This is a genomic window from Halomonas campaniensis, from assembly GCF_002211105.1.
Lineage (GTDB): Bacteria > Pseudomonadota > Gammaproteobacteria > Pseudomonadales > Halomonadaceae > Vreelandella > Vreelandella campaniensis_A.
On record NZ_JPUA01000037.1, the window covers coordinates 206421 to 231872 of the forward strand.

25 protein-coding genes and 1 tRNA gene are annotated in these 25452 nt (G+C 53.1%); 12 read left to right on the forward strand and 14 right to left on the reverse strand.

Going from position 1 to position 25452, the window contains the following annotated elements:
* From JI62_RS22985 to JI62_RS18340, 5 genes are all read left to right on the forward strand, one after another.
* Positions 1 to 569, forward strand: a 569-nt coding sequence (locus JI62_RS22985) for an MFS transporter (RefSeq protein WP_346425909.1), incomplete at its 5' end; no start/stop codon positions are given.
* A 72-nt stretch (positions 570 to 641) separates the two neighbouring features.
* A complete protein-coding gene (locus JI62_RS18325) occupies positions 642 to 1100 on the forward strand; it encodes a universal stress protein (RefSeq protein ID WP_088701547.1) in 459 nt (152 codons plus the stop codon).
* A 57-nt stretch (positions 1101 to 1157) separates the two neighbouring features.
* Positions 1158 to 2651, forward strand: a complete 1494-nt coding sequence (locus JI62_RS18330; RefSeq protein ID WP_088701548.1) for an MFS transporter — start codon at positions 1158 to 1160, stop codon at positions 2649 to 2651.
* Between the two features lie 101 nt (positions 2652 to 2752).
* Positions 2753 to 3256, forward strand: coding sequence for a hypothetical protein (locus JI62_RS23255; RefSeq protein WP_430750726.1), 504 nt, complete (start codon positions 2753 to 2755; stop codon positions 3254 to 3256).
* 79 nt (positions 3257 to 3335) lie between these two features.
* A complete protein-coding gene (locus JI62_RS18340) occupies positions 3336 to 3908 on the forward strand; it encodes a YIP1 family protein (protein ID WP_088701550.1) in 573 nt (190 codons plus the stop codon).
* 11 nt (positions 3909 to 3919) lie between these two features.
* Here the strand turns inward: JI62_RS18340 and JI62_RS18345 are convergent, their stop codons facing one another.
* The 6 genes from JI62_RS18345 to JI62_RS18370 form a co-directional block, all read right to left on the reverse strand.
* Positions 3920 to 4336 (reverse strand): DUF488 domain-containing protein, encoded by a 417-nt coding sequence (locus JI62_RS18345; protein WP_240513294.1) that lies wholly within the window; start codon positions 4334 to 4336, stop codon positions 3920 to 3922.
* Positions 4337 to 4535: 199 nt separating this feature from the next.
* Positions 4536 to 4612, reverse strand: a tRNA-Pro gene (locus JI62_RS18350).
* A 132-nt stretch (positions 4613 to 4744) separates the two neighbouring features.
* Positions 4745 to 5566 (reverse strand): inositol monophosphatase family protein, encoded by an 822-nt coding sequence (locus tag JI62_RS18355; protein WP_088701552.1) that lies wholly within the window; start codon positions 5564 to 5566, stop codon positions 4745 to 4747.
* A gap of 94 nt (positions 5567 to 5660) precedes the next feature.
* Positions 5661 to 6095: an anti-virulence regulator CigR family protein gene (locus tag JI62_RS18360; RefSeq protein WP_088701553.1), complete on the reverse strand. Its 435-nt coding sequence runs from the start codon at positions 6093 to 6095 to the stop codon at positions 5661 to 5663.
* A 76-nt stretch (positions 6096 to 6171) separates the two neighbouring features.
* Positions 6172 to 6627, reverse strand: coding sequence for a pilin (locus JI62_RS18365; protein WP_088701554.1), 456 nt, complete (start codon positions 6625 to 6627; stop codon positions 6172 to 6174).
* A 72-nt stretch (positions 6628 to 6699) separates the two neighbouring features.
* On the reverse strand, positions 6700 to 7194 hold the full coding sequence (locus JI62_RS18370; protein WP_088701555.1) for a pilin: 495 nt from the start codon (positions 7192 to 7194) through the stop codon (positions 6700 to 6702).
* A gap of 240 nt (positions 7195 to 7434) precedes the next feature.
* On the opposite strand from JI62_RS18370, the gene pilB reads away from it, so the two are divergent.
* The 6 genes from pilB (at position 7435) to JI62_RS18400 (ending at position 13172) form a co-directional block, all read left to right on the forward strand.
* Positions 7435 to 9192 carry a type IV-A pilus assembly ATPase PilB gene (gene pilB, locus JI62_RS18375; RefSeq protein ID WP_088701556.1) on the forward strand — a complete coding sequence of 586 codons (1758 nt, stop codon included), beginning with the start codon at positions 7435 to 7437 and terminating at the stop codon, positions 9190 to 9192.
* 3 nt (positions 9193 to 9195) lie between these two features.
* Entirely contained in the window at positions 9196 to 10428 is a 1233-nt protein-coding gene (locus JI62_RS18380; protein ID WP_088701557.1) for a type II secretion system F family protein, read from the forward strand.
* Between the two features lie 18 nt (positions 10429 to 10446).
* The gene (locus tag JI62_RS18385; RefSeq protein ID WP_088701558.1) at positions 10447 to 11292 is read left to right on the forward strand and encodes a prepilin peptidase; all 846 of its coding nucleotides are present in this window, start codon (positions 10447 to 10449) and stop codon (positions 11290 to 11292) included.
* 82 nt (positions 11293 to 11374) lie between these two features.
* Positions 11375 to 11977, forward strand: a complete 603-nt coding sequence (coaE, locus tag JI62_RS18390; protein WP_088701559.1) for a dephospho-CoA kinase — start codon at positions 11375 to 11377, stop codon at positions 11975 to 11977.
* A gap of 34 nt (positions 11978 to 12011) precedes the next feature.
* Positions 12012 to 12245: a DNA gyrase inhibitor YacG gene (gene yacG / locus JI62_RS18395; RefSeq protein WP_088701560.1), complete on the forward strand. Its 234-nt coding sequence runs from the start codon at positions 12012 to 12014 to the stop codon at positions 12243 to 12245.
* A 39-nt stretch (positions 12246 to 12284) separates the two neighbouring features.
* Positions 12285 to 13172 carry a DNA replication terminus site-binding protein gene (locus tag JI62_RS18400; protein WP_088701561.1) on the forward strand — a complete coding sequence of 296 codons (888 nt, stop codon included), beginning with the start codon at positions 12285 to 12287 and terminating at the stop codon, positions 13170 to 13172.
* A gap of 42 nt (positions 13173 to 13214) precedes the next feature.
* Here JI62_RS18400 and JI62_RS18405 read toward each other — a convergent pair whose 3' ends face one another.
* Positions 13215 to 13556, reverse strand: coding sequence for a hypothetical protein (locus tag JI62_RS18405; protein ID WP_088701562.1), 342 nt, complete (start codon positions 13554 to 13556; stop codon positions 13215 to 13217).
* A 373-nt stretch (positions 13557 to 13929) separates the two neighbouring features.
* Here JI62_RS18405 and JI62_RS18410 point away from each other — a divergent pair, with 373 nt between their 5' ends.
* Positions 13930 to 14760, forward strand: coding sequence for a helix-turn-helix transcriptional regulator (locus JI62_RS18410; RefSeq protein WP_170938592.1), 831 nt, complete (start codon positions 13930 to 13932; stop codon positions 14758 to 14760).
* Between the two features lie 90 nt (positions 14761 to 14850).
* Here JI62_RS18410 and JI62_RS18415 read toward each other — a convergent pair whose 3' ends face one another.
* The 7 genes from JI62_RS18415 to gyrA form a co-directional block, all read right to left on the reverse strand.
* Positions 14851 to 15225: a histone-like nucleoid-structuring protein, MvaT/MvaU family gene (locus JI62_RS18415; RefSeq protein ID WP_088701564.1), complete on the reverse strand. Its 375-nt coding sequence runs from the start codon at positions 15223 to 15225 to the stop codon at positions 14851 to 14853.
* Between the two features lie 325 nt (positions 15226 to 15550).
* Complete coding sequence (gene rpsA, locus JI62_RS18420) at positions 15551 to 17230, reverse strand: 30S ribosomal protein S1 (RefSeq protein ID WP_088701565.1); 1680 nt, start codon at positions 17228 to 17230, stop codon at positions 15551 to 15553.
* Between the two features lie 183 nt (positions 17231 to 17413).
* On the reverse strand, positions 17414 to 18112 hold the full coding sequence (cmk, locus tag JI62_RS18425) for a (d)CMP kinase (RefSeq protein WP_088701566.1): 699 nt from the start codon (positions 18110 to 18112) through the stop codon (positions 17414 to 17416).
* A complete protein-coding gene (locus tag JI62_RS18430) occupies positions 18105 to 20384 on the reverse strand; it encodes a bifunctional prephenate dehydrogenase/3-phosphoshikimate 1-carboxyvinyltransferase (protein WP_088701567.1) in 2280 nt (759 codons plus the stop codon). The genes cmk and JI62_RS18430 overlap by 8 nt, the downstream gene beginning before the upstream one ends.
* A 5-nt stretch (positions 20385 to 20389) precedes the next feature.
* Positions 20390 to 21481 (reverse strand): prephenate dehydratase, encoded by a 1092-nt coding sequence (pheA, locus tag JI62_RS18435; RefSeq protein WP_088701568.1) that lies wholly within the window; start codon positions 21479 to 21481, stop codon positions 20390 to 20392.
* Between the two features lie 5 nt (positions 21482 to 21486).
* The gene (gene serC / locus JI62_RS18440; RefSeq protein WP_088701569.1) at positions 21487 to 22590 is read right to left on the reverse strand and encodes a 3-phosphoserine/phosphohydroxythreonine transaminase; all 1104 of its coding nucleotides are present in this window, start codon (positions 22588 to 22590) and stop codon (positions 21487 to 21489) included.
* The gene (gene gyrA / locus JI62_RS18445; protein ID WP_088701570.1) at positions 22574 to 25315 is read right to left on the reverse strand and encodes a DNA gyrase subunit A; all 2742 of its coding nucleotides are present in this window, start codon (positions 25313 to 25315) and stop codon (positions 22574 to 22576) included. Before gyrA ends, serC begins: the two co-directional genes overlap by 17 nt.
* Positions 25316 to 25452 lie beyond the last annotated feature (137 nt).

The window sequence follows — 25452 nt, forward strand, 5'->3', positions numbered from 1 at the left end:
TCTCCATCAACGTCATCTTCGGCAACATGATGGAAGCCACAGCAGACGGTACGCTGATTCGCGTGGCCAACCCAGAGGCGCCTAGCGCTTTAACCTGGGCCTGGATAGGCCCCTTCGTGGGCGCCCTGATCCGTCCGCTGGGCGGATGGATCTCCGACAAAGTGGGTGGCTCCATCGTTACCCAAATAATCTCTGCGGTCATGGTGGTCGCCTCTATCGCCACCGGCTACGTGATGATGCAGGCCTATAACGCCACCGATCCTAATCAATTCTTCTGGCTATTCCTGCTGCTATTCATCGTGTTATTCGCCGCCAGTGGTATCGGCAACGGCTCTACCTTCCGCAGCATCGGGGTTATTTTCGACCAGCAGCAGAAAGGCCCGGTACTTGGCTGGACCTCAGCCGTCGCTGCCTATGGCGCCTTCATCGCCCCACGGGTAATGGGCGAGCAAATCCAGGCCGGCACACCGGAACTTGCCATGTACGGCTTTGCGGTCTTCTACGCCATCTGTCTGGTCATCAACTGGTGGTTCTACCTACGCAAAGGTGCCTACGTTAAGAACCCCTAAATAGGGCTTGCTTCTTTACGCCCGGAGCCAAACTCCGGGTCTTCACCCCCTACCCCACTGCGGGAGGACACCATGAAAATCATGATCGCCTATGACGGTTCGCGAAACGCCAAACTGGCTCTCGCTCAGGTCGTCACTATGTTCCGCTGTAACCAACCATTGCTGGTACTGGTCGGCGTGGTGGAGAACCCACTCGACGCTACCGATAACAACGAGGCGCTTTTCCAGCAGGAGCACGATGAGGTTAAACGGCACCTTCAAGAGGGTGTGGCATTCGCCATCGGCGAGGGCTTCCAAGCCGAGCAGCTTCTCGCCGAAGGGGATGCGCGCAAGATGCTGCTGCAGGCCACTCGCAAACTCTCGCCAGACCTACTGGTGATTGCCCGCCATAGCCATCAACCGGACGGCGGCATCATCGCCAAGTCGTTGACTTATTTCGTCGATGAACTCGATTACATGACTTTCGGCAGCGTCAGCTCATTCCTGGCCCGGCGCGCCGAGTGTCCCTTGTTGATCCTACCCAGCCCTTGAGCAGCCCCTCCCCCTCCTTTGGTAAAGACCACCTTTGGGACACAGGACGATACGACCATGAAAGTTTCCGCTGTATTCAAGTTTCGCAGCCCCGAGATACGGGCCTTGCACCTGACCTGGATTGCCTTCTTTATTACCTTTTACGTGTGGTTCAACATGGCGCCGCTCGCGTCGAGCATGCTCAAGAGCGTCGACTGGCTGACCACGGATGATCTCAAGCTGTTCGCCATCTGCAACGTCGCCTTGACCATTCCCGCCCGCATCATCGTTGGCATGGCGCTGGATCGGTTCGGCCCGCGACGGGTGTTCTCGGTGCTCATGGTCACTATGGCGCTACCGGCGTTGGCGTTTGCATTCGGTAACAGCATGACGCAGCTGCTGGTGGCGCGCCTGGTACTGAGTTCGATTGGTGCCAGCTTCGTGGTGGGTATCCACATGACGGCGCTGTGGTTCAAGCCGAAAGACATCGGCTTCGCTGAAGGCTTCTACGCTGGCTGGGGTAACTTCGGCTCCGCCGTGGCGGCCATGTCGCTGCCAACTATCGCCCTGAGCATGTATGGCGGCCCCGATGGCTGGCGCTGGGCAATCGCGCAAAGTGCTATTGTTATGGCCGCTTACGGTGTTTACTACTGGTTCGCGATTACCGATGGTCCGGATGCCCAGGCTCACCGCAAGCCACGCAAATCCGCTGCCATGGAAGTGAGCTCCTGGGGCGATATGATCAAGCTGATCATCTGGACGGTTCCACTAGTCGGCGTACTCGCTATCCTGGTTTGGCGTATTCAGTATATGGGCTATTTATCCGTCACCGGTGCTGTCGTCGCTTACCTGGTCATCGTAGCGATCGTTATTTATCAGATCGTACAGATTCTGCGGGTCAACCTGCCAATCCTGCGCAAGGGAGTACCCGAGGATGATAAATACTCATTTAACAGCGTGGCCGCGCTTAACAGCACTTACTTTGCCAACTTCGGTGCGGAACTGGCTGTGGTATCGATGCTGCCCATGTTCTTTGAGGAGACCTGGGGCCTGAATGCGGCTACAGCCGGCCTGATCGCTGCATCGTTCGCGTTCGTCAATCTGGTGGCGCGCCCCATGGGCGGCATGGTTTCCGACCGCATGGGTAACCGGCGTTTTGTGATGCTGTGCTACATGTTTGGCATTAGCGTTGGGTTCTTGCTGATGGCCATGCTCAATTCGAGTTGGCCACTCATTCTGGCCATTGCGGTGACCATCGGCACCTCGATTTTCGTACAAGGGGCTGAGGGGGCAACCTTTGGTATCATTCCCTCCATCAAGCGCCGTATCACCGGCCAGATATCCGGCATGGCTGGCGCCTACGGTAATGTGGGCGCGGTGGTCTATCTAACCATCTTTACGTTTGTCACACCGTCGCAGTTCTTCTACATCATCGCCACTGGCGCTTTCATTAGCTGGTTGATCTGTTTGGTATGGCTCAAGGAGCCAGAAGGCGCTTTTGACGACGAGTACTATGTTTCTTCAGTCGATAGAGATATCGAAGAGCAGGCACTGCAGAGTGCTAAGCGCTAATCGTTAGAGTTCTCGGAAATTCTAGGCACTGTCCAAGATCCAGACAGTGCCTTTAAAAGCCAAAATAGTGACCTTCAGAGCGCACTTAATTAGGAGTCGTGATGTATATTGGCTATATTCAACTTCTTAAGCTCTGCATTAAGTGGACTTATTCCAACCAGGAAATGGCGTCTCCTCCTGCAAATGACGCAACTCAGGTTGATGAGCTTCAGCGATTTGCGTTACCCGATTCACGCCCTCTTCCAATAAATGCACTTCTATTTGGCGGCGATCCTCACGCCCTTGCCGCCGCACAACCAATGATAGCTGCTCACAGCGATCAACTAGCGCCACCACCCCATGATGTTTTGATTGAAGCCGTTCCGCTAGCTCCCCCACCGTCGCCCAGTCTCTTCCATGGAAACCACGAAGATGTAGCAATAGTTGATACTGCAAGGGCGTCAGCCCATAGCGGCGACAGATATCTTCACTATGGCGAAGAAAGCAACGCAACCGGTAACGAAATTGCGACAACCTTTCAAAGTCGCTTTTATCAAGTGTTTGGGGGTTATTCATTTTTCATTTCTCTTAGCCACATATTCAACTATCACGTATTGGCCCATTAAATTAATAGCGCCTTTAAAAAACAATATCACACCATGATATAATATGCCATTGAGCTTATCCCTCTAGGAGGAGGCTGAAATGAGAGCACTCACTTTGCTTAAATTACCCTTCAACCATCGTGAAAGCTGGAAAGAGCTACAGGCTTCCTCCCCCTCCATTCCTTTACTAGCGTGGCTGGTGGTGTTACCCATGTCTCTCTTGCCGCCGGTAATGCTCTATTATGCAGGCACCCATTACGGCGATGCATTTATGGCGGGTTTTGCTGACCGAGAGTGGCGTTTTCTCACGACAATTATTTTCCTAGCAGAGATATTGAGTTTTTTCGTTATCGGCTGGGTAATCTACGCTGTAGTCAATGGAACGGATGAACTATCTATCAGCTATCAAGATGCCTATTTACTCGCTGTGCTTGTACCACTACCATTATTCATTTCATCGTTGGCACTTTTGGCACCCAACCTTTTGTTCAACGTAGTGGTGATACTCACTGCGCTGGGCATCTCTTGCAGCTTGATTTATCACGGCTTACAAGCACTGTGTACGTGTACGCATCGAGACTTTGATGTGGCGACTATCTCGGCCACTTACACGATTATGGCAGCCAGTGCTTTAGGGTGGGGGATTCTATTTGCTGTTATCTGGGCTTATTAAGCCAATTCAGCTTAATGATGCGAAATGGGCAATATGTGCGCCAGACAGGGTGAAGAGCACAATTCTCGGTCACTCGCGTCTTCCTCTTCCAGCGCTGATAGCGCCAGCTCTTTGATTACTGGAAGGTGGGAATCTTCAATTTCACGAGCGGCGGTTAGTAGGGTAACTCGCCCCGCTCGTGCGAATCTCATTAAAGGCAGTAGCTTATCGTGGCATGCCTTCAGCTCACGCCTGTAGCGCTCAAGAAAGAGTGATTTACTGATTTTTTGCTGTCGATACTGACGCCATAATTGAGACGCAGGCGCTATTTCCGGGTACCACTCATTCAGCGCCAGTAAACTGGGAGACAACCCGCTAGGACATAACCGATCAACCAACACCCGAGTGCCGTCGTGATCCTCTATCGGCGCATATATACGCTTTAGCATGATTTCATACGACATCGTTTATATATCTCCGCCAGCGCGCACATGGCTTCAGCGAGTAAATCTATATAGGTACTAAAATAGCAGCAAACGTGCCAAGCTCGGAACTGCTAATAGCTTTAAATTAATAATTCGAAAACTTGGACAAGCAAAAAAAAACCGCCGATTGGTTTTACCCAAATCGGCGGTTTTTAATAATTTTTGGTCGGAGCGACAGGATTCGAACCTGCGACCTTTGCAACCCCATTGCAACGCGCTACCAAGCTGCGCCACGCTCCGCTGTCTTTATTGGCCGCTACATCTTTGCCTCAAGACGGTGCGTATACTAGCGGTTTCTTGGATAAATGAAAAGCCCTTATAGCGCTTTCTTTTCAAGTATTTGTCACACACCGCTATAAATCTCATCAGCCTTTATGGCTTGCGTTGATCAGCCTCAAGCAACAGATAGGCCATGGCGTCATATACACCGGGGGCCGTTACGATTAAATGGTCTGGATAAATGTCTTCTGGTACCGCTGGGGGTACAGGGTATAAGTGCCCTACACGCGCGCCGGCTTCCCGAGCAATAACCCAGCCTGCAACAAAATCCCAGGGCGAAACACTTTCGTAGTATGCATCCAGGCGACCGCAGGCTACATCGCATAAATCGAGCGCTGCTGCGCCATTACGACGTACGTCCTGGCACTCAGATAACACGGCTTCCAACCGCTTCAAAAGCTGCTTACGCTCCTCTTTACGATAGGGGAAACCTGTCCCCACCAAGGTGTGAGCCAGTGAATCAGCACTACTAGGCTGTATGGGTTTGCCGTTGCAAAAAGCACCAGCACCTTCGGCAGCGCTAAAGGTCTCACCCAAAAACGGCGCATGCACAACGCCCACTTTGGCGACGCCCGCTTCCATCCAGCCAATGGAGACCGCTACATGGCGAAGCCCTTGAGCGAAATTAACCGTGCCATCGATGGGATCCACCACCCACAGTTTTGGCGCCGTTTCATGCAAAGCGCTCTCGGGGGCAAGTTCTTCACTCAGCCGCGCTTCTCCGGGGAAGTGCTCCTCCAGGCGCTGACTAATCAGCTTGTCCACGGCCACATCCACATCGGTGACCAGTTCGTTATCCTTTTTTAAACGCTGGGCAAAGTCCTGCTGCTCCCGCGCCTTGATTATCATCTGCCCCGCTTCTTCAGCAATAGCGATAGTAATTTCAAGACGCGCGGCTAGTGTGTGGTCGCTCATTGAATCTCCCTTTAGAACGCGATGCTGCTATGAGTCTCTACCATAAGCCGCCGAGATGTAATTTTCGAGTCAAACCGACTTCCAGCGGTAGTGGTTAGCGCAATACGTCTACCAAAACATCCACAACGATGCGCGTGGCTGCTTCGATTAACACCACATCAGCGCCAACACGCTCCCACTCATAGCCTGGGTAGTTCGGCAACTGAGACGCTAGCTGGCCATCAAAACGCTTGGCGATACCTGGAGGCAAGGGTTTGCCACGCTCAAAATTGCGTTGGATACCTGGCGGTAACGCTTCGGCTCGCGGTGCATCATGTCGGCTCAGTAACTGGCGTAGTTCGCGTTCGTTGATGCGCGGTAAATCAACCCGCTCATCCCGGGAGTGACCATGTCGGTTAGATTCATGCTGCTGGGGCTGGCCCTTATCACGGGCGCCGTGGGCCGGAGCATGGGCAGGTTGGGCAAAGGCTGCGCTATTGAGCAGCAATGCGCCAAGCGCGCTTATAGCAATCAGTTTTATGGGGTTCACTGTAAGCTCCTCGCTTAAGGTTAGAGCTTACAGTGTAGAGAACAAATGCGTAGAGATTGAGGAAGGAAGAGGGAGTTTACGAACGACAGCTACCGGGTAAGTATTTTGCATCCATCGGTTGCTGCTGCGCTGGCATACAACGCCAAGTGATTGAGCCTTCACCCGCCCTCACTTCTATACGAAAACGGTTATTCCGAATCGCTTGAGAGACTGGCGCTGCGTTTTTCATGCGAATACCAATATCGACTCCATCCCCACCGTCGGTAGTATAGTAGTCAATCGAGTCGATATACTGGGTTTGATTAACTAGCTCAGACTGGTTGAGAAGATTGCCAGAGCCAAAGCTGCCTTCAAGAGCGTAACGCTCACCCAGCTCGCTCTTAACACCGCTTAGTACGTTGAGCGCCTCAGAGACCTGCGCCCGCGCGGTGTAATTTTGATATTGGGGCACAGCGATGGAAGCCAGCACTCCTATAATCGCCACGACAATCATAAGCTCTATCAAGGTAAAGCCATGTTGGGGCTTTGACATCTTTCTACTCCGTGCCGACCTTTATATTAAAAGGGGCCAAAAGGCCCCCTTACTAATTTTTAATTTGCTTTACTAGCGACAGCCAGCGGGTAACCAATTGTCTTGTCCGCTAGGGCCTGCATTTTCACCTTCGCCGCTACTTTTCCATGAGCACACCCACCCATTAGTGGGGCTGGGCGTTGAATTAGAACCATCTGTAGCGTCTTCACTTCTAGGAGCAATAACCATAACGGAACCGTCAAGAGTACTCTCATCGCCAAACGTCACTTCTAATTGCGAACCAGAGTAGGCAACACTACTAACATAACGACCTTTAGTGTCGTCGGTAGTAATTTCAGTAGCTTTTGGCATGGATCCCTGGAGCGTATACTGTTCAGCAATATCAGCACGTAAGCCCCCAGTAATAGTCAAAGCTTCACTAGCCTGGGCACGGGCGGTGTAGTTTTGGTATTGAGGTACAGCAAGAGAAGCCAATACACCAATAATTGCAACGACGATCATCAGCTCAATCAGCGTAAAACCGCCTTGCTTGGGGTTCTGTGTATTAGGTTGTGCAGCATTCTGCATGAAGGCATCTCCTGTGGGGGAAGGGCAAGCCATTGTAAGGAAAGTTAATCCTTAAAAAGAATTAGAAAATATTAAGGTTACGCTAGCTTACGTGATCTGTTTTTACAACACGCTCTATTAACGTTATCGGCCCAGGCGGCTACCACTTTAGCGGATTAGGATTACCAGCCATTTAATGCCTGTAAACGCTAGTTTATGGTACAAGTAATACGCCTAAAACGATGTAAAACAGGTTTTTGAATGAGCCAGCCCCCTTTTGAGTCGACGTTAAGCCACGCCGCCGCGCGTGGTGGCCTGCGCGGCATTGCCCAGCGTTTGGTTAAGCACGGCTTGTTGACCGATGCCCAGGCCGCCACGGCGGAAACCACAGCGTCGGATCTGGAAATATCGTTACTTCAGCATGTGATCGAAAGTGGCCTGGTCGACCCTAAAAAAGCCACATTGGCGGCTGGCTGGGAGTATGGGCTGCCGGTCATAGATCTGGAAGCAGTTCGTCTGTCCGCGCTGCCTCCCGCTTCTGACTACCCTATCAAAGTGCTGCAGAGCCTTAACGTTCTGCCACTAGCCCGTCATGGCCATCGCCTAACGGTTGCAGTTCCCTACCCCGCCACTTTGACGCAACTGGATGAGTTGCAGTTTGCGACCGGCCTGAGTGTGGAAGGTATCCTCGCTCCCGTTGATCAAATCACGGTCGCGCTCAATAGCTACCTTGCTCAAAACGGGCGTGGCATGCTTGATCAGTTGGATGAGTTAGATGATGCGGTGAATTCACTGAGCGTTGTGCAGAACAACGATGGTGACGAAGTTTCTTTGGAAGAATCTTCTCAAAATAGTGAAGACGCGCCCATTGTTAAGTTCGTCAACAAAATACTCTTAGACGCGATTCGCCGGGGCGCCTCTGATATCCATTTTGAGCCTTACGAAACCCTCTACCGGGTGCGCTTTCGTATTGATGGAATGCTCATAGAAGTCGCGCGCCCCCCCTTTGCCATGCGCAATCGCATCGCGGCCCGCCTAAAAATTATGGCCCGACTGGATATATCGGAACGTCGCTTACCCCAGGACGGCTCGATAAAGTTAAAGCTTTCACGCACCCGCTCTCTCGATTTCCGGGTTAACTCACTACCAACAGTCTATGGCGAAAAGTTAGTGCTGCGGATATTAGATCCGACCGCAGCACAACTGGGTATAGAGCAACTGGGTTTTACCGACGACCAACGGGGCCATTATGAACATGCGTTAAAACAACCCCAGGGCATGATTTTGGTCACCGGCCCTACCGGCAGTGGTAAAACTGTTTCGTTATATACCGGCATTAATATCCTTAATAAAGTGGAACGCAATATTTGTACCGCTGAAGATCCGGTTGAGATCAAAGTCGCCGGTATCAATCAAGTGAACGTATTACCTAAGATCGGCCTCGATTTTGCCAGTGCACTAAGGGCGTTTTTACGCCAAGACCCGGATGTGGTGATGGTAGGCGAAATTCGTGACCTTGAAACCGCCGAAATTGCCGTTAAAGCTGCCCAGACAGGCCACCTGGTGCTCTCTACGGTGCATACCAACTCGGCAGCCGAAACGCTAACTCGACTGGCGAATATGGGCGTCTCTTCGTTTAACATCGCCAGCGCCGTTAGTTTGATTATTGCCCAGCGGCTGGCCCGCAAACTGTGTCAACACTGCAAAGAGCCCATTGACATTCCCCATGAGGCACTGCGCAAAGAGGGCTTTAGCAACGAAGAAATCCAACAGGCGACTATCTACAGGCCGGTAGGTTGCAAGCAGTGTACCCACGGCTATAAAGGGCGAATTGGCATTTATGAGGTAGTGCCGATTACCGAAGCGATGCGTCAGCTGATTATGCGCGATGCTAACGCATTAGATATCGATCAGCAGAGGCGCAAGGAGGGCTACCCAAGCCTGCACCGCAGTGGGTTACTGAAAGTCATGCAGGGCATTACCAGCCTGGAAGAGGTTAACCGAGTGAGCAAGGAGTAAGGCATGGCTAAAACGGCACGTCGACGCCAAACGCCCGCCATCAAGCTAGCGCGCTGGAAATGGAGTGGTAAAGGCCCACAGGATAGAGCGCTAAGCGGTGAGATGATTGGCCGCAGTAAAGCCGAAGTAGCCGCTGAACTCACCAAGCAGCATATCGTTATCGGCCGGATTAGTAAAAAAGGCAACCTCGGCGGCAGCGGCCGCATTAATCCCAACGATGTCATGGTCTTTGCACGTCAAATGGCCACCATGATTCGTGCTGGCATCCCGTTGCTGCAAGCACTTCAAGTAGTGGCAGAGAGTCTCAAGAAACCGGCTATGGTTGCCCTTGTTCAGCATATGATGAGCGATGTATCGTCAGGTGCCAGCTTCTCAGATGCATTGAACCGTCACCCCAAACACTTTGATCGACTGTTTGTTAACCTCGTTAGTGCTGGCGAGCAGTCCGGTGCGTTGGATCAAATGCTCGATAGAATTGCGACCTACAAAGAGAAGGTTGAGTCGCTGAAAGCGCGGGTTAAGAAAGCTCTTTGGTACCCCACCGCCGTTATGACGATTGGCATTGCAGTGACCATGTTGCTGTTAATTAAAGTGGTGCCTGAATTTGAAAGCATGTTCCAAAGCTTTGGCGCTGAACTCCCTGCGTTAACCCAACTGACCGTGAACTTATCCGAGCTTGCCCAGCGTTATTGGCTAGCCGCGCTCGGCGCAGTGATGGCTGCCTTGCTTTTGCTCAAAATAAGCATTCAACGCTCGCCAAGCGTTGCTTACCGTATGCACGCACTGCTGCTTCGCTTGCCGATTCTTGGCGATATTATGCATAAATCTGCAATCGCTCGTTTTTCGCGTACATTAGCGACCACCTTTGCCTCGGGTGTACCACTTGTTGAAGGCTTAGACACCGCCGCCGGTGCCACAGGCAATAAAGTGTACGAACGCGCAGTGGTACAAACGCGCAAGGACGTCGCCACCGGGCAACAGCTACACTTCGCCATGCGGATGACCAACCGCTTTCCTCCCCTGGCGATTCAAATGGTCAGCATCGGTGAAGAGGCAGGGTCGCTTGATGCCATGCTCAATCGCGTGGCTGATTACTATGAAGAGGAAGTCGATAATAAGGTCGATGCCCTCACTTCGCTGATGGAACCGATTATTATCGTGGTACTGGGCGTGCTGGTCGGCGGCGTGGTGGTCTCTATGTACTTGCCCATCTTCGACTTGGGCTCTGCCCTCTAAACAAACCCAAGGAGCGACATGCACCACCCTCCCATCATCCTGTGGTTAATTGTGTTATTGATCGGGCTATGTCTGGGTAGCTTTTTGAATGTGGTGATTGCTCGCCTTCCGGTGATGCTTATGCGGGGCTGGCGTAATGAAGCCCGGGAAGCACTTGAGCTTAGCGCCGAGCACTCGCCGCGCTTTAACCTGGCCACTCCCGGCTCAATGTGTCCACGCTGTGAAACCCCTATCGCATGGCACGATAACCTACCGTTAATTGGGTGGATAAAACGGCGCGGGCGCTGTGCCGCGTGCAATACGCCTATTAGCCTTCAATACCCACTGGTAGAAATAGCCGGTGGCTTGTTGGCCGTCGCTGTACTGGCACTCCATGGGCTTACGGCAGAATCACTCTTCATTTACGGCGCCTGCTTAGTACTGTTAGTGCTCGCCGTCATCGACTTTCGCACCCAGCTACTGCCCGACGTAATTACCCTACCCTTACTTTGGGCAGGGTTACTGTTTCAGCTTCTTTTCCAGCCACTGATGCTGCCGAGTGCCGTTATCGGCGCCATGGTAGGCTATCTTTCCCTGTGGAGTTTTTATTGGCTATTCAAACTGGTCACCGGCAAAGAGGGAATGGGCTATGGCGACTTTAAGCTGCTCGCGGCGCTGGGCGCCTGGTTGGGATGGAGTTTTTTACCGCTGATGTTGATCCTTTCCGCAGGTATTGGCGCCATTGTCGGGCTAGCTGCCCAGGCCTGCTCACCTCGCCTACGTGGCGCACCGCTTCCCTTTGGCCCGTTTCTCGCCCTCGCGGGCTGGGTGGCCCTGTTAGTCGGTGATGAAATAATGGCAATGTATCTCAACCTGCTCATGTAAAACTGAACCATATAAAACTAAACCATGTAAAAATGGTTCATGTAAAACCTGGTTATATACAATTTAGCTATTGAGGCAGTACATGATTATCGGATTAACGGGTGGCATTGGGTCGGGTAAATCGACGGTTGCTCGCGCCTTTGAAACACTCGGCGCCGCCTGGGTCGATGCCGATGATGTCGCCAGAGAAATCGTCTTGCCTGATGAGCCGGCCCTGTTAGCCATTCAACACCGCTTCGGTGATCAGATTATGCACCAGGATGGCACGCTTAACCGGGCCGCTCTGCGCGATATCATTTTTAAAGATCCAGAACAACGGCAGTGGCTAGAATCGGTGACACATCCCCGCATAAGGGAGCGACTACTGCAGCACTTAGCGCGGCTCAAAGCCCAGGGGGCGCCTTATGTTCTGCTTGTGTCACCTTTGCTGTTTGAATCGGGTCAGCATGCACTCGTTCACCGCACGGTGGTTGTCGATGTGCCACAAGCACTACAATTATCGAGAACCCAGCAGCGTGATGGGGTGAGTGAAAGCCAGGTGCGTGCTATTCTCGCCGCCCAACTTTCCCGCGAACAACGGTTAGCAAAAGCAGACGACGTGATAGACAACAGCGGTGACCACGCCAGCATGATGGAGCAAGTGGCACGGCTTGACGAACGCTACCGTCGGCAGCTTAACTACTGAGATATCGCGCCTGTTATCGCAATTGGAGTTTTTTATGGCTCGCCCAGCAAACGATTCCCCGCTAGAAGTTAACTGCCCGCAATGCGCTAAGCGCGTGCCCTGGCTACCAGAGAGTACTTATCGCCCCTTCTGCAGCAAACGCTGCCAACTACTGGATTTGGGCGCCTGGGCCGATGAGTCGCACCGCATAACGGGGGAGTCCGCCATGGATGAGGCCGATATAGAAACGCTCCTTGCGCAAGCCGACAAGGATGCGCCACTCACCTGAAGCACCCTATAACTGACCTAGCGAGCCCTTACACTACCCATGGCCGAAACAAACGCTCCCCCCTCATCGCCTTCGGCCTATCATGTGCTGCTCCAATTGGAGCAGCAGTTTGATCATCTACTGGAAACCATTGAAGCAGCCGTCTCGCTATACGAGCAGCAGCTACCGGCTACATGGGTCTTTAATCAAGCGACACCGCCTCGTGACTGGCTGCGTAGAGCCCTATTCGACATGTGGCATGAGCAGGATCAAGATGGCCGTGAGACGCGCAACTATATTGCCGTCGTTGCCGCTAATGATGAACTGATAAGGGCGATTGATGCTGTCAATCAAGCCAAAGCCCATTTCAGCAACCTACTGCAACATATTAAACAGGCATTTCCACAGGCACTTAGCGATGCAAAAAGTCGCTTGCCGCAACGCCACCCTCACGTTGATGAAGCGTTACGTCGCAATGGACTTGCTCGCTTACATCTTAAGCAGAGCTGGCGGCAGCTACCTATCGCACAAGCGCCTGTCTCACGCGTTCGCTTTGCTTGGTACAGCAGTGGTCGCTCCATTAAACGCCTGTCGGTGCAAGAAGCTGAACTTAAGCTTTTACAGCTTGATACCGATGCGCCGCATATTCGTATTCAGCTACGCAAACTAGCGGGCATCCCCAGCGGGGAAGTGCTTGCTCAGGTGCAAACGCAAGCCCCACTGATGCGGGCAAACCTGTTCTTTACCGAACCACTCGATGATGGGCATACACGGCGAGCACTGAATGCCGCCATGCCCATTTTTGTTCCTGACCATAATCAGCGACTGCCCCACATTAACCTACCTGCACCACAGCCCCCCACCACACGCACACGGGCCAGGCGACGCGATGAGAAACTAGAGCAGGATGTCTTTCTGCCGAGTTTGCGGATTTATCGCTACCGCTAGCATAAGGACACTTGCCAAGCCTGCTACGATGTTTTGCTGGTGCTAGCTGCCAGGCACTATATCCTGCTGCCATACGCCATAGCCAAGCAGTACTTCGATCAGCTCGGCCAGGTCGTTATGATCCACGCCATACTCGCTCAACAGAGCTTCAAAGCGCTGTTTAAAAATACGCTCCCGCTCATGTTGCTGTTCTTTCTGCTGAGCTTCTTCATCTTCTTGTTCCAGTGCCGCAAGCGAGCGTACCGGCGGGCCTGTCGGTATATCAAAATCGCTTTCTGGATCATCTAATTGGCGTAAAGCCTGGGCAAAAGCATCGTCTAATTCACGAAACTTACGCAGCTTCTCACGCTCATCTATCGGCTTTTGAACCTTTTGATATTTCATCGATGTTTCATTTACACCTTGCTTGAAATGGTCGATATGACTGCCAATGTCGCTTTTTTTGGCAAAAACTGTGCACAAACGCGTAAAGGTAACGAGCAAACTTGCCTTTGCCACCCAGTTGCCAGCATAAAGGCATCATCATTAAGTATATGAGGGTAACCAGCACATTTATCAAACATGGCACAGTCAGCGACAACTCATTAAATCGATGCTTCGCATCAACATTACCTACAAGTAGCCTGAATAGAGACACGACTCTTATCTGTAGGCTGAATTTTTTCTTCAGCTAGGTTACCAACACTAACGCACTGGGAGAGTGCACTACAGGCGAGATAAGCACGACCTGTACGATTCACGCATGAGAGGCCAGATAATGTTCAACGCGATGACACGAGCTGAGATCTGGCTGCAGGATACACTCGATAAGTCACTCGGTATCGAAGACCTTGCTAATCACATAGGGTATTCGTCTTCTCAAGTCCGGCGCCAATTTCGGCAAAGCTTTCACATTTCACCTAGCGCTTATCGTGAAATAAGGCGACTGGAACGCGCGGCGGTGCTGCTTGCGCTTACTCCTCTCAATATAGCGCAAATTGCAATACGTTGCGGGTACCAAAACCACTCGTCTTTCTCACGGGCATTCCAACGTCGTTATCAGTACAGCCCGCGCAATTTCCGCCTAAAGCTGAAAACCACTTTCCATCGCCCGGTGCCACCTCATGGTTTTAACACGCGTATCGAAAAAGCCACGGGTCGCCAAATGATCCTGATGCGCCTCTACAAGGCTCCCGAGCATATTAAGGGGCTAGGAGATGAAAGCTATCACGCTATGCAGCTAGCGTGCTTACAGACGCGGCTACGGCGGTCTACGACCATCATCGCACTGCCCGACATACTCGCCGACAGAATTAATGCACTTAATAATGAATCTTTCCACTCTTACCGTACCGACATTGGTCTATACCTATCGGATACGGACAATGCACAAGACATTGCACTGCCTGTTCTTTATCGGCGGGTCGACATTCCTACTTATTACTACGCGAGCACCTGTTTTGATAGTTTAGCTGGTCTTTATGGAGCCTTGACGCATACCATCATGTATCTGCTCAACAGGCAGGATGTTTGGCACGTTAGCGGCCACCCTCCGCAGGTATTATGGAAAGCAAACCATTTAGAACTTCGCATCCCATTAATAGGTTAGTAATGGGGGTAACGGCACTGGAGTATAGCTGAAAGCGTGTGGCAATAGAAAACCGGCATTCCTGTACAGAAATGCCGGTGATGATATAGCTTAGTCTTCCATGCGCTCCAACCAGGACTCAACGGTTTCATCGCCGTACTGGTCTTTCCAGCTACGTAGTCCTTTATGGTTGCCACCACGAGTTTCGATTACTTCCCCTGTTTTAGGATTTTTGTAAATTTTAAGGCGGCGCTTACGACGGGCATTGCCGCTCGCTGTGGTTTTAGCGCTTCGCTGGTCAGCAGTCGGGTCTAATAAGGCAATAACATCACCGGGACGCTTGCCGAACTCATTCATTAGCGCTTCAAGTTTAGCCTTAAATTCCAACTCGCCTTTCAGACGCTGATCGCCTTCTAAGCGCTGAAGATCTTCTTGAAGCTGCTTTAGCTGCTGTTCTTTCTGGATATATTCGTTAAGTAAAGACATAGGGGTTCCTTTAATAGCGTATCCAACTGAACGGGGTTCAACTGAACGGGATCTAACTTAGGTGCAAATTGACAACCTTGACACCCGCTAGTTCAGAATGCAGGGACATTATTCCTGTAAAAAGAGTAACTGACAACAGTCTAGTTGATTTTCACCCAATTACTAATCGTTTTTTAAAACTCAATTGCGGCTAAAGAGTTTAAATCTAATAGTACCTGACGACTATGCGAACCAGCTTGTTGAACAACTACTAGCGCCCTACCACTACAAACAAAAGCGCCGCCCCTAAGGGCGGCGCTTTCACTAACCAATAACTAACCGATCGTTAGTCTTGGCCCATCTGCTGCTTGATCAAGTCACCGATGGTGGTCGGGCCACCCGCTGTTTCCGGCTCTTGCTCACGCATCTTCTTCAGGTTCTGACGCGTATCGTCCTGATCTTTCGCTTTGACCGACAGATTAATCTGACGGCTCTTACGATCAACGCTCACAATACGAGCTTCTACGCTATCGCCTTCGTTCAGCACATTGCGCGCATCTTCTACGCGGTCAGCACTGATTTCAGAAGCTTTCAGCACCGCAATAACGTCAGTCGCCAATTCAACTTGAGCTTCTTTAGCATCAACTTCAATGACGCGACCGGTTACGATGCTCCCCTTATCGTTGACTGACAGATACTCAGCAACGGGGTCAGAATCCATCTGCTTGATACCCAGCGAGATGCGCTCACGCTCAGGATCAATAGAGAGGATAACGGCTTCAGCTTCGTCGCCTTTCTTGAAGTTGCGTACGGCTTCTTCGCCAGTATCGGTCCAAGAAATATCAGACAAGTGAACAAGACCGTCAATACCGCCTTCAAGGCCGATAAAGATACCGAAATCAGTAATTGACTTGATGGTACCTGAAACGCGGTCGCCCTTGTTGTAGTCAGTATTGAAAGTTTCCCACGGGTTAGCAGTACACTGCTTGATACCCAGGGAAATACGACGACGCTCTTCGTCGATATCCAACACCATGACGTCAACATCATCGCCCACTTGAACGACTTTAGACGGATGGATGTTTTTGTTAGTCCAGTCCATTTCAGAGACGTGAACCAGACCTTCAACACCCTCTTCCAGTTCGGCAAAGCAGCCGTAGTCAGTCAGGTTAGTGACGACCGCATGCACTTTCATGCCTTCCGGATAACGCTCTTTAATGTTGACCCACGGATCTTCGCCCAACTGCTTGAGACCCAGTGATACGCGGTTACGCTCACGGTCAAACTTCAGAACCTTGACGTTGATCTCGTCGCCAACGGCAACGATTTCGGACGGATGCTTGATACGCTTCCACGCCATGTCTGTAATGTGCAGCAAGCCGTCAACACCGCCCAGGTCTACGAAAGCACCGTAGTCTGTCAGGTTCTTAACGATACCCTTGATCTGCTGGCCTTCTTGCAGAGTCGCCAGCAGCGCTTCGCGCTCGGCACTGTTCTCTGCTTCCAGAACCGCACGACGTGATACTACAACGTTGTTGCGCTTCGGATCGAGCTTGATGACTTTGAAGTCCAGCTCTTTGTTTTCCAGGTGCGCAGTGTCACGAACTGGACGAACATCAACCAACGAGCCAGGCAAGAAGGCGCGGATAGAGTCAACTTCGACAGTGAAGCCGCCTTTAACCTTACCGTTAATAACGCCCTTAATGATTTCGTCTTTCTCGAAGGCTGCTTCAAGAATCTTCCAAGCTTCTGCACGCTTGGCTTTTTCACGAGACAGACGCGTTTCACCGAAACCATCTTCTACGGCTTCAAGTGCAACGTGCACGTCGTCACCGATAGCGATGTTCAGATTACCGTGCTCATCGCGGAATTGTGACGCAGGGATCTGACCTTCAGATTTCAGACCAGCGTTGACAGTAACCCAGTCACCGTCAATGTCGACAACCTGAGCCGCGACAATTGCGCCTGGCTCCATGTTGATGTCGTTAAGAGACTGTTCAAACAGCTCAGCAAAGCTTTCGCTCATGGTGTTCCTACGTAATTACGTTGTTGAGGCATAAATGCCTTCTCCGCACCACCAGCAAGTGCGGGCCTAATGTCACTCAGCCTTTGGGGGTGTTAACGCTGGTTAGACCTGACCGGGCTCACCGATGTGAGTTTAGTGCCCTGCCACGTCGTGACACCTATCCAAAAGCGCCGCAAGGGAGAATCACACGCCGCTTACCAGCCCTCTTTGGGCGAGCAGTTCGGTCAGTCGATCAACCACTTCCGGTATGCTCAGGCGCGTGGTATCAAGCGTAATGGCATCATCTGCCGGCTTGAGAGGAGCCACACTGCGCTGCGTATCGCGTGCATCGCGTGCCTGAATCTCCTTTAAAAGACTCGAAAGACTAGCATCCACCCCGGCTTCCTGCAACTGCAGATAGCGCCGACGCGCCCGTTCATCGGCACTGGCGGTTAAAAAAATCTTCAGCGGGGCGTCAGGAAACACTACGGTGCCCATATCCCGACCGTCAGCTACCAAACCTGGCGCTTGGCAAAAATCGCGCTGGCGTTGTAAGAGCGCCTGACGAACCGCAGGTAGCGCTGCCACCTGCGAAGCTCGCTCACCGGCCTGCTCCGTACGGATTTGCTGACCAACATCTTCACCTTCAAGCAAGGTACGCGGCTGCCCTTCCTCTACCGGGAAGGCCACATCCAACTGCTCCGCCAGGCGTGCAAGCCCAGCCTCATCGTCAACCGCCACGCTATGCTTCAACGCCGCTTGCGCCGTCAGCCGATAAAGCGCGCCGCTATCCAGCAGGTGCCAGCCCAAGCGCTCGGCCACCAAGCTACTGATAGTGCCTTTACCCGCCCCGCCAGGGCCATCGATGGTGAGAACGGGAACAGCGGCAACGCGATCACTCATGGGCACCCTCCACGCTAACGCCCATACCAATGCGTGTCGCTAACTCGACGAAGTCAGGGAACGAGGTGGCCACATTGGCGCAATCTTCAATGATGATGTCGTCACTGGCGCGCAGTGAAGCAATGGCAAACGCCATGGCAATGCGGTGATCCCCCAGGCTATCGACACGCCCACCGCCGTAACTGGCTTTTTGTGCATCGCCATTGCCAACAATATCGATACCATCTTCTACTGTGGTGTGCTGCACACCTAAAACAGCCAAGCCATCGGCCATGGCTTGTAGGCGATCCGACTCTTTGACGCGCAGCTCTTCAGCACCTCGCAGCCGCGTTACGCCTTCAGCATTAGCGGCAGCGATAAAGAGGGCAGGAAATTCATCGATGGCGAGTGGCACTTGATCGACAGGAATATCAATCCCTTTGAGGGGTACGTAACGAATACGAATATCGGCCACCGGCTCACCACCCACTTCACGCTGGTTCTCTAGCGCTAAATCCGCCCCCATCAGGGTAAGAATATTAATAACGCCAATCCGGGTGGGGTTAATACCCACGTGTTCAAGGGTGATATCTGAGCCCGGGGTAATAGCAGCGGCCACTAAAAAGAAGGTGGCGGACGAGATATCCGAAGGCACATCAATCGGCCCCGCCGTTAGCTTACCGCCCCCCTGAAGCCAGCAGGTATCGCCCTCACGGGAAACCGCATAACCAAAGCCGTTGAGCATACGTTCGGTATGATCACGGGTCGGCGCAGGCTCGCGCACGCGCGTTTCGCCTTCGGCGTACAGCCCGGCCAACAGCAGGCAGGATTTGACCTGAGCGCTGGCCATCGGCATATCGTAATCAATGCCTTTTAGCTTGGCGCCCCCATGAATTTTCAACGGCGGACGACCGCCCTCAGCAGTATCAATGGTGGCGCCCATCAGGCGCAGCGGGTCGGCCACACGCCCCATGGGGCGTTTGGTCAGTGACTCGTCGCCGGTTAGCTCGCTGTCAAACGCCTGACCGGCAAGCAGACCCGAGAAAAGCCGCATGGCAGTACCCGAGTTACCCACATAAAGCGGGCCAGCGGGGGCTTTTAAGCCGTGCATACCGACACCATGAATGGTGACTTTGCCTTGGTGCGGTCCCTCTATCGCCACGCCCATTTCACGAAACGCCTGCAGAGTCGCCAAGCTATCTTCACCTTCCAGAAAGCCTTTGACTTCAGTGACGCCTTCCGCCAACGCACCCAACATAATAGAGCGGTGCGACATGGATTTGTCGCCCGGTACGCGTAAACGCCCCTGGGCTTGACCGCCCGGCTGCACACGGTAGGTGACCTTACCTTGTGGTTGCATATGATATTCCGCCTGATAACTGGTTTTGTTCAATAAAGAGTCGAAATAGTGCCGGGCGTGGCTCGCCCGATCAAAGGTGGCAATCAGCGCATCGCTGTCTCCGGCCTCTACCGCATGACGCAAGCGAGAGAGCCCCGCTTCAAAATCATCCAGCGATGCCAGTACCGCCTCTTTGTTGGCAATAAAAATATCCCGCCACATCACCGGGTCACTACCCGCGATACGGGTGAAATCGCGAAAGCCGCCTGCTGCGTAGCGAAAAATATCCAGCCGTTCATCCTGACGAGCCAGCGTGTCCACCAGTGAAAAGGCCAGCAGGTGAGGCAAATGGCTGGTGCGCGCCAGCACTTGGTCATGGCGCTCTACGTCCATTTCCAGCACATCGGCACCGCAGGCTTCCCATAAGCAGCGCACGCGCTGCAAAGCACTACGATCGACGTTCGGCTCAGGCGTCAGAATCACCTTGTGATCCACATAGAGGCGCGGATTTGCCGCTGCTACACCACTTTTCTCTGAACCGGCAATGGGGTGACCCAACACCATATTAGTGGGGACCTGACCAAATACACGCTGAGCGCAGGCGCGGATAGTCGCCTTGGTACTGCCCACATCGGTAATTACAACATCAGCCGACGCGTTAGGTAGCACTTCGGCCAAATTTGCCATCACGCTTTCCATGGCCAGCACCGGCACCGCCAGCACCACCATGGTGGCGTCATCGACTAGCTCAGCTAGCTGGGTGCCGCCTGAGTCGATTAGCCCCATCTCGATACCGCGTGCGATCTCCTGCTCATCAGGATCACAGGCAGCGATTTGCCCCTGAAACCCGGCCACGCGCAGCGCTGCCGCTAGCGAACCACCAATCAATCCCAGACCAACAATCAATAGACGCGATTCATGACAGCCTGATGTATTGACGCTGTCTCCGACCATTACCGTCACAGCACGCCTATGGGGTAGGAACCCAGCACGCGCAGATCCGCCGCCCGCAGCTGCACTTCTTCAAGTACCGCCGCAACTTTGGGCTCATCACGATGGCCTTTGAAATCAATAAAAAACACGTAGTTCCACACTCCGGTGCGTGAAGGACGTGTTTCAAGACGGGTTAAATCGATCTGGTGGCGATGAAACGGCTCCAGCAACGCGTGCAAGGTACCTGGCTGGTTACGCATAGCGACCACGATGGAGGTTTTATCCTCCCCCGCCATGGGCACATCCTGGTTACCAATAATCAAAAACCGCGTGGAGTTATCTGGGCTATCCTCAATTTTTTCGGCGATATGCTCTAGACCATAGAGCTTAGCCGCCATATCGCCCGCGATGGCAGCGCTATGCCACTCGGTTTTAACTAACTTGGCCGCTTCCGCATTCGAGGAAACCGGCACCCGCTCCGCATGGGGGAAATGCGCATCCAGCCACTTACGACACTGGGCAAAAGACTGTGGGTGCGAGTAGATACGCGAGACCTTATCGCGGCGCGTCGTTTCACTGACCAACAGATGGTGGTGAATACGCAGCACTACCTCACCACAAATTTTGATCGAGGAGTCCATAAAGGTGTCCAGGGTGTGATTAACCACCCCTTCGGTGGAGTTTTCCACCGGCACGACGCCGTAATGCACGGCGCCCGCCTCTACTTCACGAAATACCTCATCAATGGCTGCCATGGGCAAACTCACGGCACTTTCACCGAAGTGTTTAAGCGCCGCCTGCTGCGTAAAGGTGCCTTCAGGGCCTAAATAGGCAACTTTAACCGGCTGCTCAAGCGCCAAACACGCCGACATGATTTCGCGGAACAAGCGCGCCATCTCTTCTGAATCGAGCGGCCCCTTATTCAACGCCATAATGCGCCGCAACACCTGTGCTTCTCGCTCTGGGCGATAAAACACCGCATCTTTATCTTCGGCCAACTTAACGTGCGCCACCTGCTGCGCGCAGCTGGCACGCTCGCTGATCAAATTCAGAATATCGCTATCGAGCTGATCGATTCGCTGGCGCAGCTCGTCCAGATTGATCGACGTGTCGGACATGATGGTTAGCCCCTTGTTTTTTCAAAATCGGCCATAAATGCAATTAAGGCATCTACCGCAGACTCAGACACTGCATTGTAAAGGCTGGCACGCATACCACCCACGCTGCGGTGGCCTTTTAGATTAAGCAGCCCCGCCGCATCGGCCTGCTGTAAGAACGTCTTATCCAGCGCTGAATCGGCCAATACAAACGGCACGTTCATCCGCGAGCGGTTATGTTTGGCAATCGGGTTGCTATACAACTCGCTGGCATCAATTGCCGCATAGAGCTTATCGGCTTTACGCTGATTGATGGCATCCATCGCTGCCAGTCCACCGATATCGTCTTTCAGCCACTGAAATACCAAGCCGGCCAGATACCAGGCGTAAGTGGGGGGCGTATTCACCATCGAACCCGCTTCGGCCAGCATTTGATAATCAAATAGCGAAGGTATATTGGCCTGAGCTTTGCCTAGCAGGTCGTCACGCACCACCACCAGGGTTAACCCGGCGGGGCCAATATTTTTCTGTGCACCAGCGTAGATCACGCCAAATTCGCTAACGTTGATGGGGCCAGAGAGGATATTGGACGACATATCGCAGACCAGTGGCACCTGAGCGCCATCAGCACGTTGAGTATGCGGCGTATAATCAAATTCCAAGCCACCAATTGTCTCGTTAGAGGTGTAGTGCAAATAGGCAGCATCTGCGCTCACCCGCAATTCGTCTTGTGCGGGCACCGCGGTATGGCCGTTGGACTCACTGCTGGCCACTACATGACAATCAAAACCGAGGTGCTTGGCTTCATTGAGCGCCTTTTTGCCCCAGATCCCGGTTTGAATAAAGTTACCGCTACCGCCCTGTCCCAACAAATTCATCGGCAGCATGGCAAACTGCATGCTGGCACCGCCCTGTAAAAACAGCACCTTATAATTATCCGGTACGCCCAACAGTTGACGGAAATCCGCTTCGGCACGCTCGGCAATAGCGATAAACTCATCGCTGCGGTGACTCATTTCCATTACAGAAAGGCCGCGCCCTTGATAGTCCAAAAGCTCTTCCCGGGCACGCTCCAGCACAGCGACTGGCAGGGCCGCTGGCCCTGCACAGAAATTATAGTGACGTGTCATCAGCCCCTGCATCCTGTCCATTGTCTGAATGGTTACTCGCCGGCGTATCGTCGAGACTGGCTTCTTCAGCGTCGGTTGCTTCGAGACCGTTTAGCTCTTCGCTCTCTTCCGGCTCATCAACGCGTACTGTCTTGACCAGCTTCTCCTCTTTGCCCAAACGAATCAGCATCACGCCCTGGGTATTACGCGACGTGGTAGAGACCTCCTCCACACGGGTACGCACTAGCGTTCCGCGGTCAGTGATCAGCATCATTTCATCACTGTCGTAGACCTGCATCCCCGCCACCAGCGAACCGTTGCGCTCGCTGGTCTGCATGGCAATAACGCCTTGCCCACCACGACCACGCAGCGGAAACTCTTCTAAGCGCGTGCGCTTGCCGTAACCATTTTCACTGGCGGTCATAATGTAGATTTGACCATCAGTGGTTTCGGCCCCGGTGCTCTCTGGGGCGTTATCCTGCGTTTCTTCTTCGGCATCCGCTTCGGCGTCAATCTGCTGACTCTTGGGAATAATCAGACTGATAACTTCCGCGTCGCCTGCCAGACGCATTCCCCGCACACCGCGGGCAGTACGCCCCATGGCGCGGGCATTGCTCTCTTCAAAGCGAATCGCCTTGCCGTTAGACGACAGCAGCATGGCATGGTCATTACCCGTGGTAATCGCCGCGCCAACCAAGCGGTCACCCTCTTCCAAATCAATCGCAATCAGGCCAACGCTGCGTGGGCGCGAGAACTGCTCAAGGCTGGTACGTTTGACGGTACCTTTGGCTGTGGCAAAGAAGATGTAGTTATCAGGGTTGTAGTCGCGCACCGGCAAGATGGCGTTAACCGCTTCGCCCTCTTCCAGCGGCAGCATATTCACCAGCGGTTTACCCCGCGAGCCGCGGCTGGCGTTGGGCATTTCGTACACTTTCAGCCAGTACACTTTGCCGCGGTTAGAGAACAGCAGCACGGTGTCATGCGTAGAGGCCACCAGCAGATGCTCAATCACATCTTCGTCTTTCATGGCGGTAGCGGACTTACCGCGGCCACCACGGCGCTGGGCCTGATAATCCGACAGCGGCTGGGTCTTGGCATAGCCAGAGCGCGAGACTGTAACCACCATGTCCTCTTCGGCGATCAAGTCCTCCATCGAAAGATCCAGGTGGCTGGCCTGAATTTCTGTGCGACGGTCATCGCCAAACTGATCACGTACGGCGTGCAGCTCTTCTCGGATGACTTCCATCAAGCGATCGGCAGAGGCCAGAATCTCGGTTAGCTCGGCAATTTTCTCAAGAATGCTCAGGTATTCATCTAGCAGCTTCTCGGTCTCAAGGCCCGTTAAGCGGTGCAGGCGTAGCTCAAGAATTGCCTGCGCCTGGGCAGGAGAAAGCCGATATGAGGTGGCCGCAGTGTTTAAACCGAAGCCCTCTTCCAGCTCTTCTGGCTTGCAAGAAGTAGCCCCGGCCCGCTCCAACATGGCGGTCACCTGGCCAGGCTGCCACGTCTTGGCGAGCAGCTTTTCACGCGCTTCTGCTGCATTGGGCGAGGCTTTAATCAGCTCGATCACTTCGTCGATATTGGAGATAGCGACGGCCAAGCCTTCCAACAGATGCCCACGCTCACGGGCTTTTTTCAGCTCGTACAGCGTGCGCCGGGTAACCACTTCGCGGCGGTGGCGAATAAAGGCTTCCAGCATCTCTTTAAGATTGAGCGTGCGTGGCTGGCCATTTTCCAACGCCACCATGTTAATCCCGAACACGTTTTGCAGCTGCGTTTGAGCAAACAGGTTATTGACCACGACGTCGCCGGACTCACCGCGCTTGATTTCAATCACCACGCGCAGGCCATCTTTATCCGACTCATCGCGCAGTTCGGCGATGCCTTCAATCTTCTTCTCTTTCACCAGCTCAGCGATCTTTTCGATCAACCGCGCCTTGTTCACCTGATAGGGCAGCTCGGTGATGATGACGTGATCGCGACCGGTTTTGTCGTGGTGCTCAATGGTGTGGCAAGCGCGCACATAAATACGTCCACGGCCTGTACGATACGCCGACAAAATGCCCGCACGGCCATTGATAATGGCACCGGTGGGGAAGTCAGGGCCGGGGATGTACTCCATCAAGTCATCCACTGACAGCGTGTAGTCGTCGATGAGGGCCAAACAGCCGTCAATCACTTCACGCATGTTGTGCGGTGGAATGTTGGTGGCCATACCTACCGCGATACCCGACGAGCCGTTGATCAGCAGGTTGGGTACCTTGGTGGGCAATACGGCGGGAATACGCTCGGTACCGTCGTAGTTATCCACCCAATCGACGGTGTCTTTTTCAAGGTCGGCGAGCAGCTCGTGGGCGAGGCGCGACATGCGCACCTCGGTATAACGCATGGCAGCCGCGTTATCCCCATCAATCGAACCGAAGTTACCCTGGCCGTCGACCAGTACATGGCGCATCGAAAAGTGCTGCGCCATACGTACGATGGTGTCATACACGGCGCTATCGCCATGCGGATGGTATTTACCGATGACATCGCCGACGACACGCGCCGACTTCTTGTACGGTTTATTCCAATCATTACCCAGTTCATGCATGGCAAACAGCACACGCCGGTGAACCGGTTTGAGGCCATCCCGCACATCGGGAAGTGCGCGGCCAATAATGACGCTCATCGCATAGTCGAGATACGACTGTTTAAGCTCGTCTTCAATATTGACGGGCAAGATTTCTCTGGCGATGTCACCCATGAAAGTCAGATCCTTTGCACTGCATTGGCACTGCGAGAGTTGAAAGCGCTTAAAAACACCGCTCTGAAATTAGCATAGAGCGGCGCGCAAATACTTCGCCATCATACCACCGCAAAAGCAGCAAGGGCAGCCAGGGA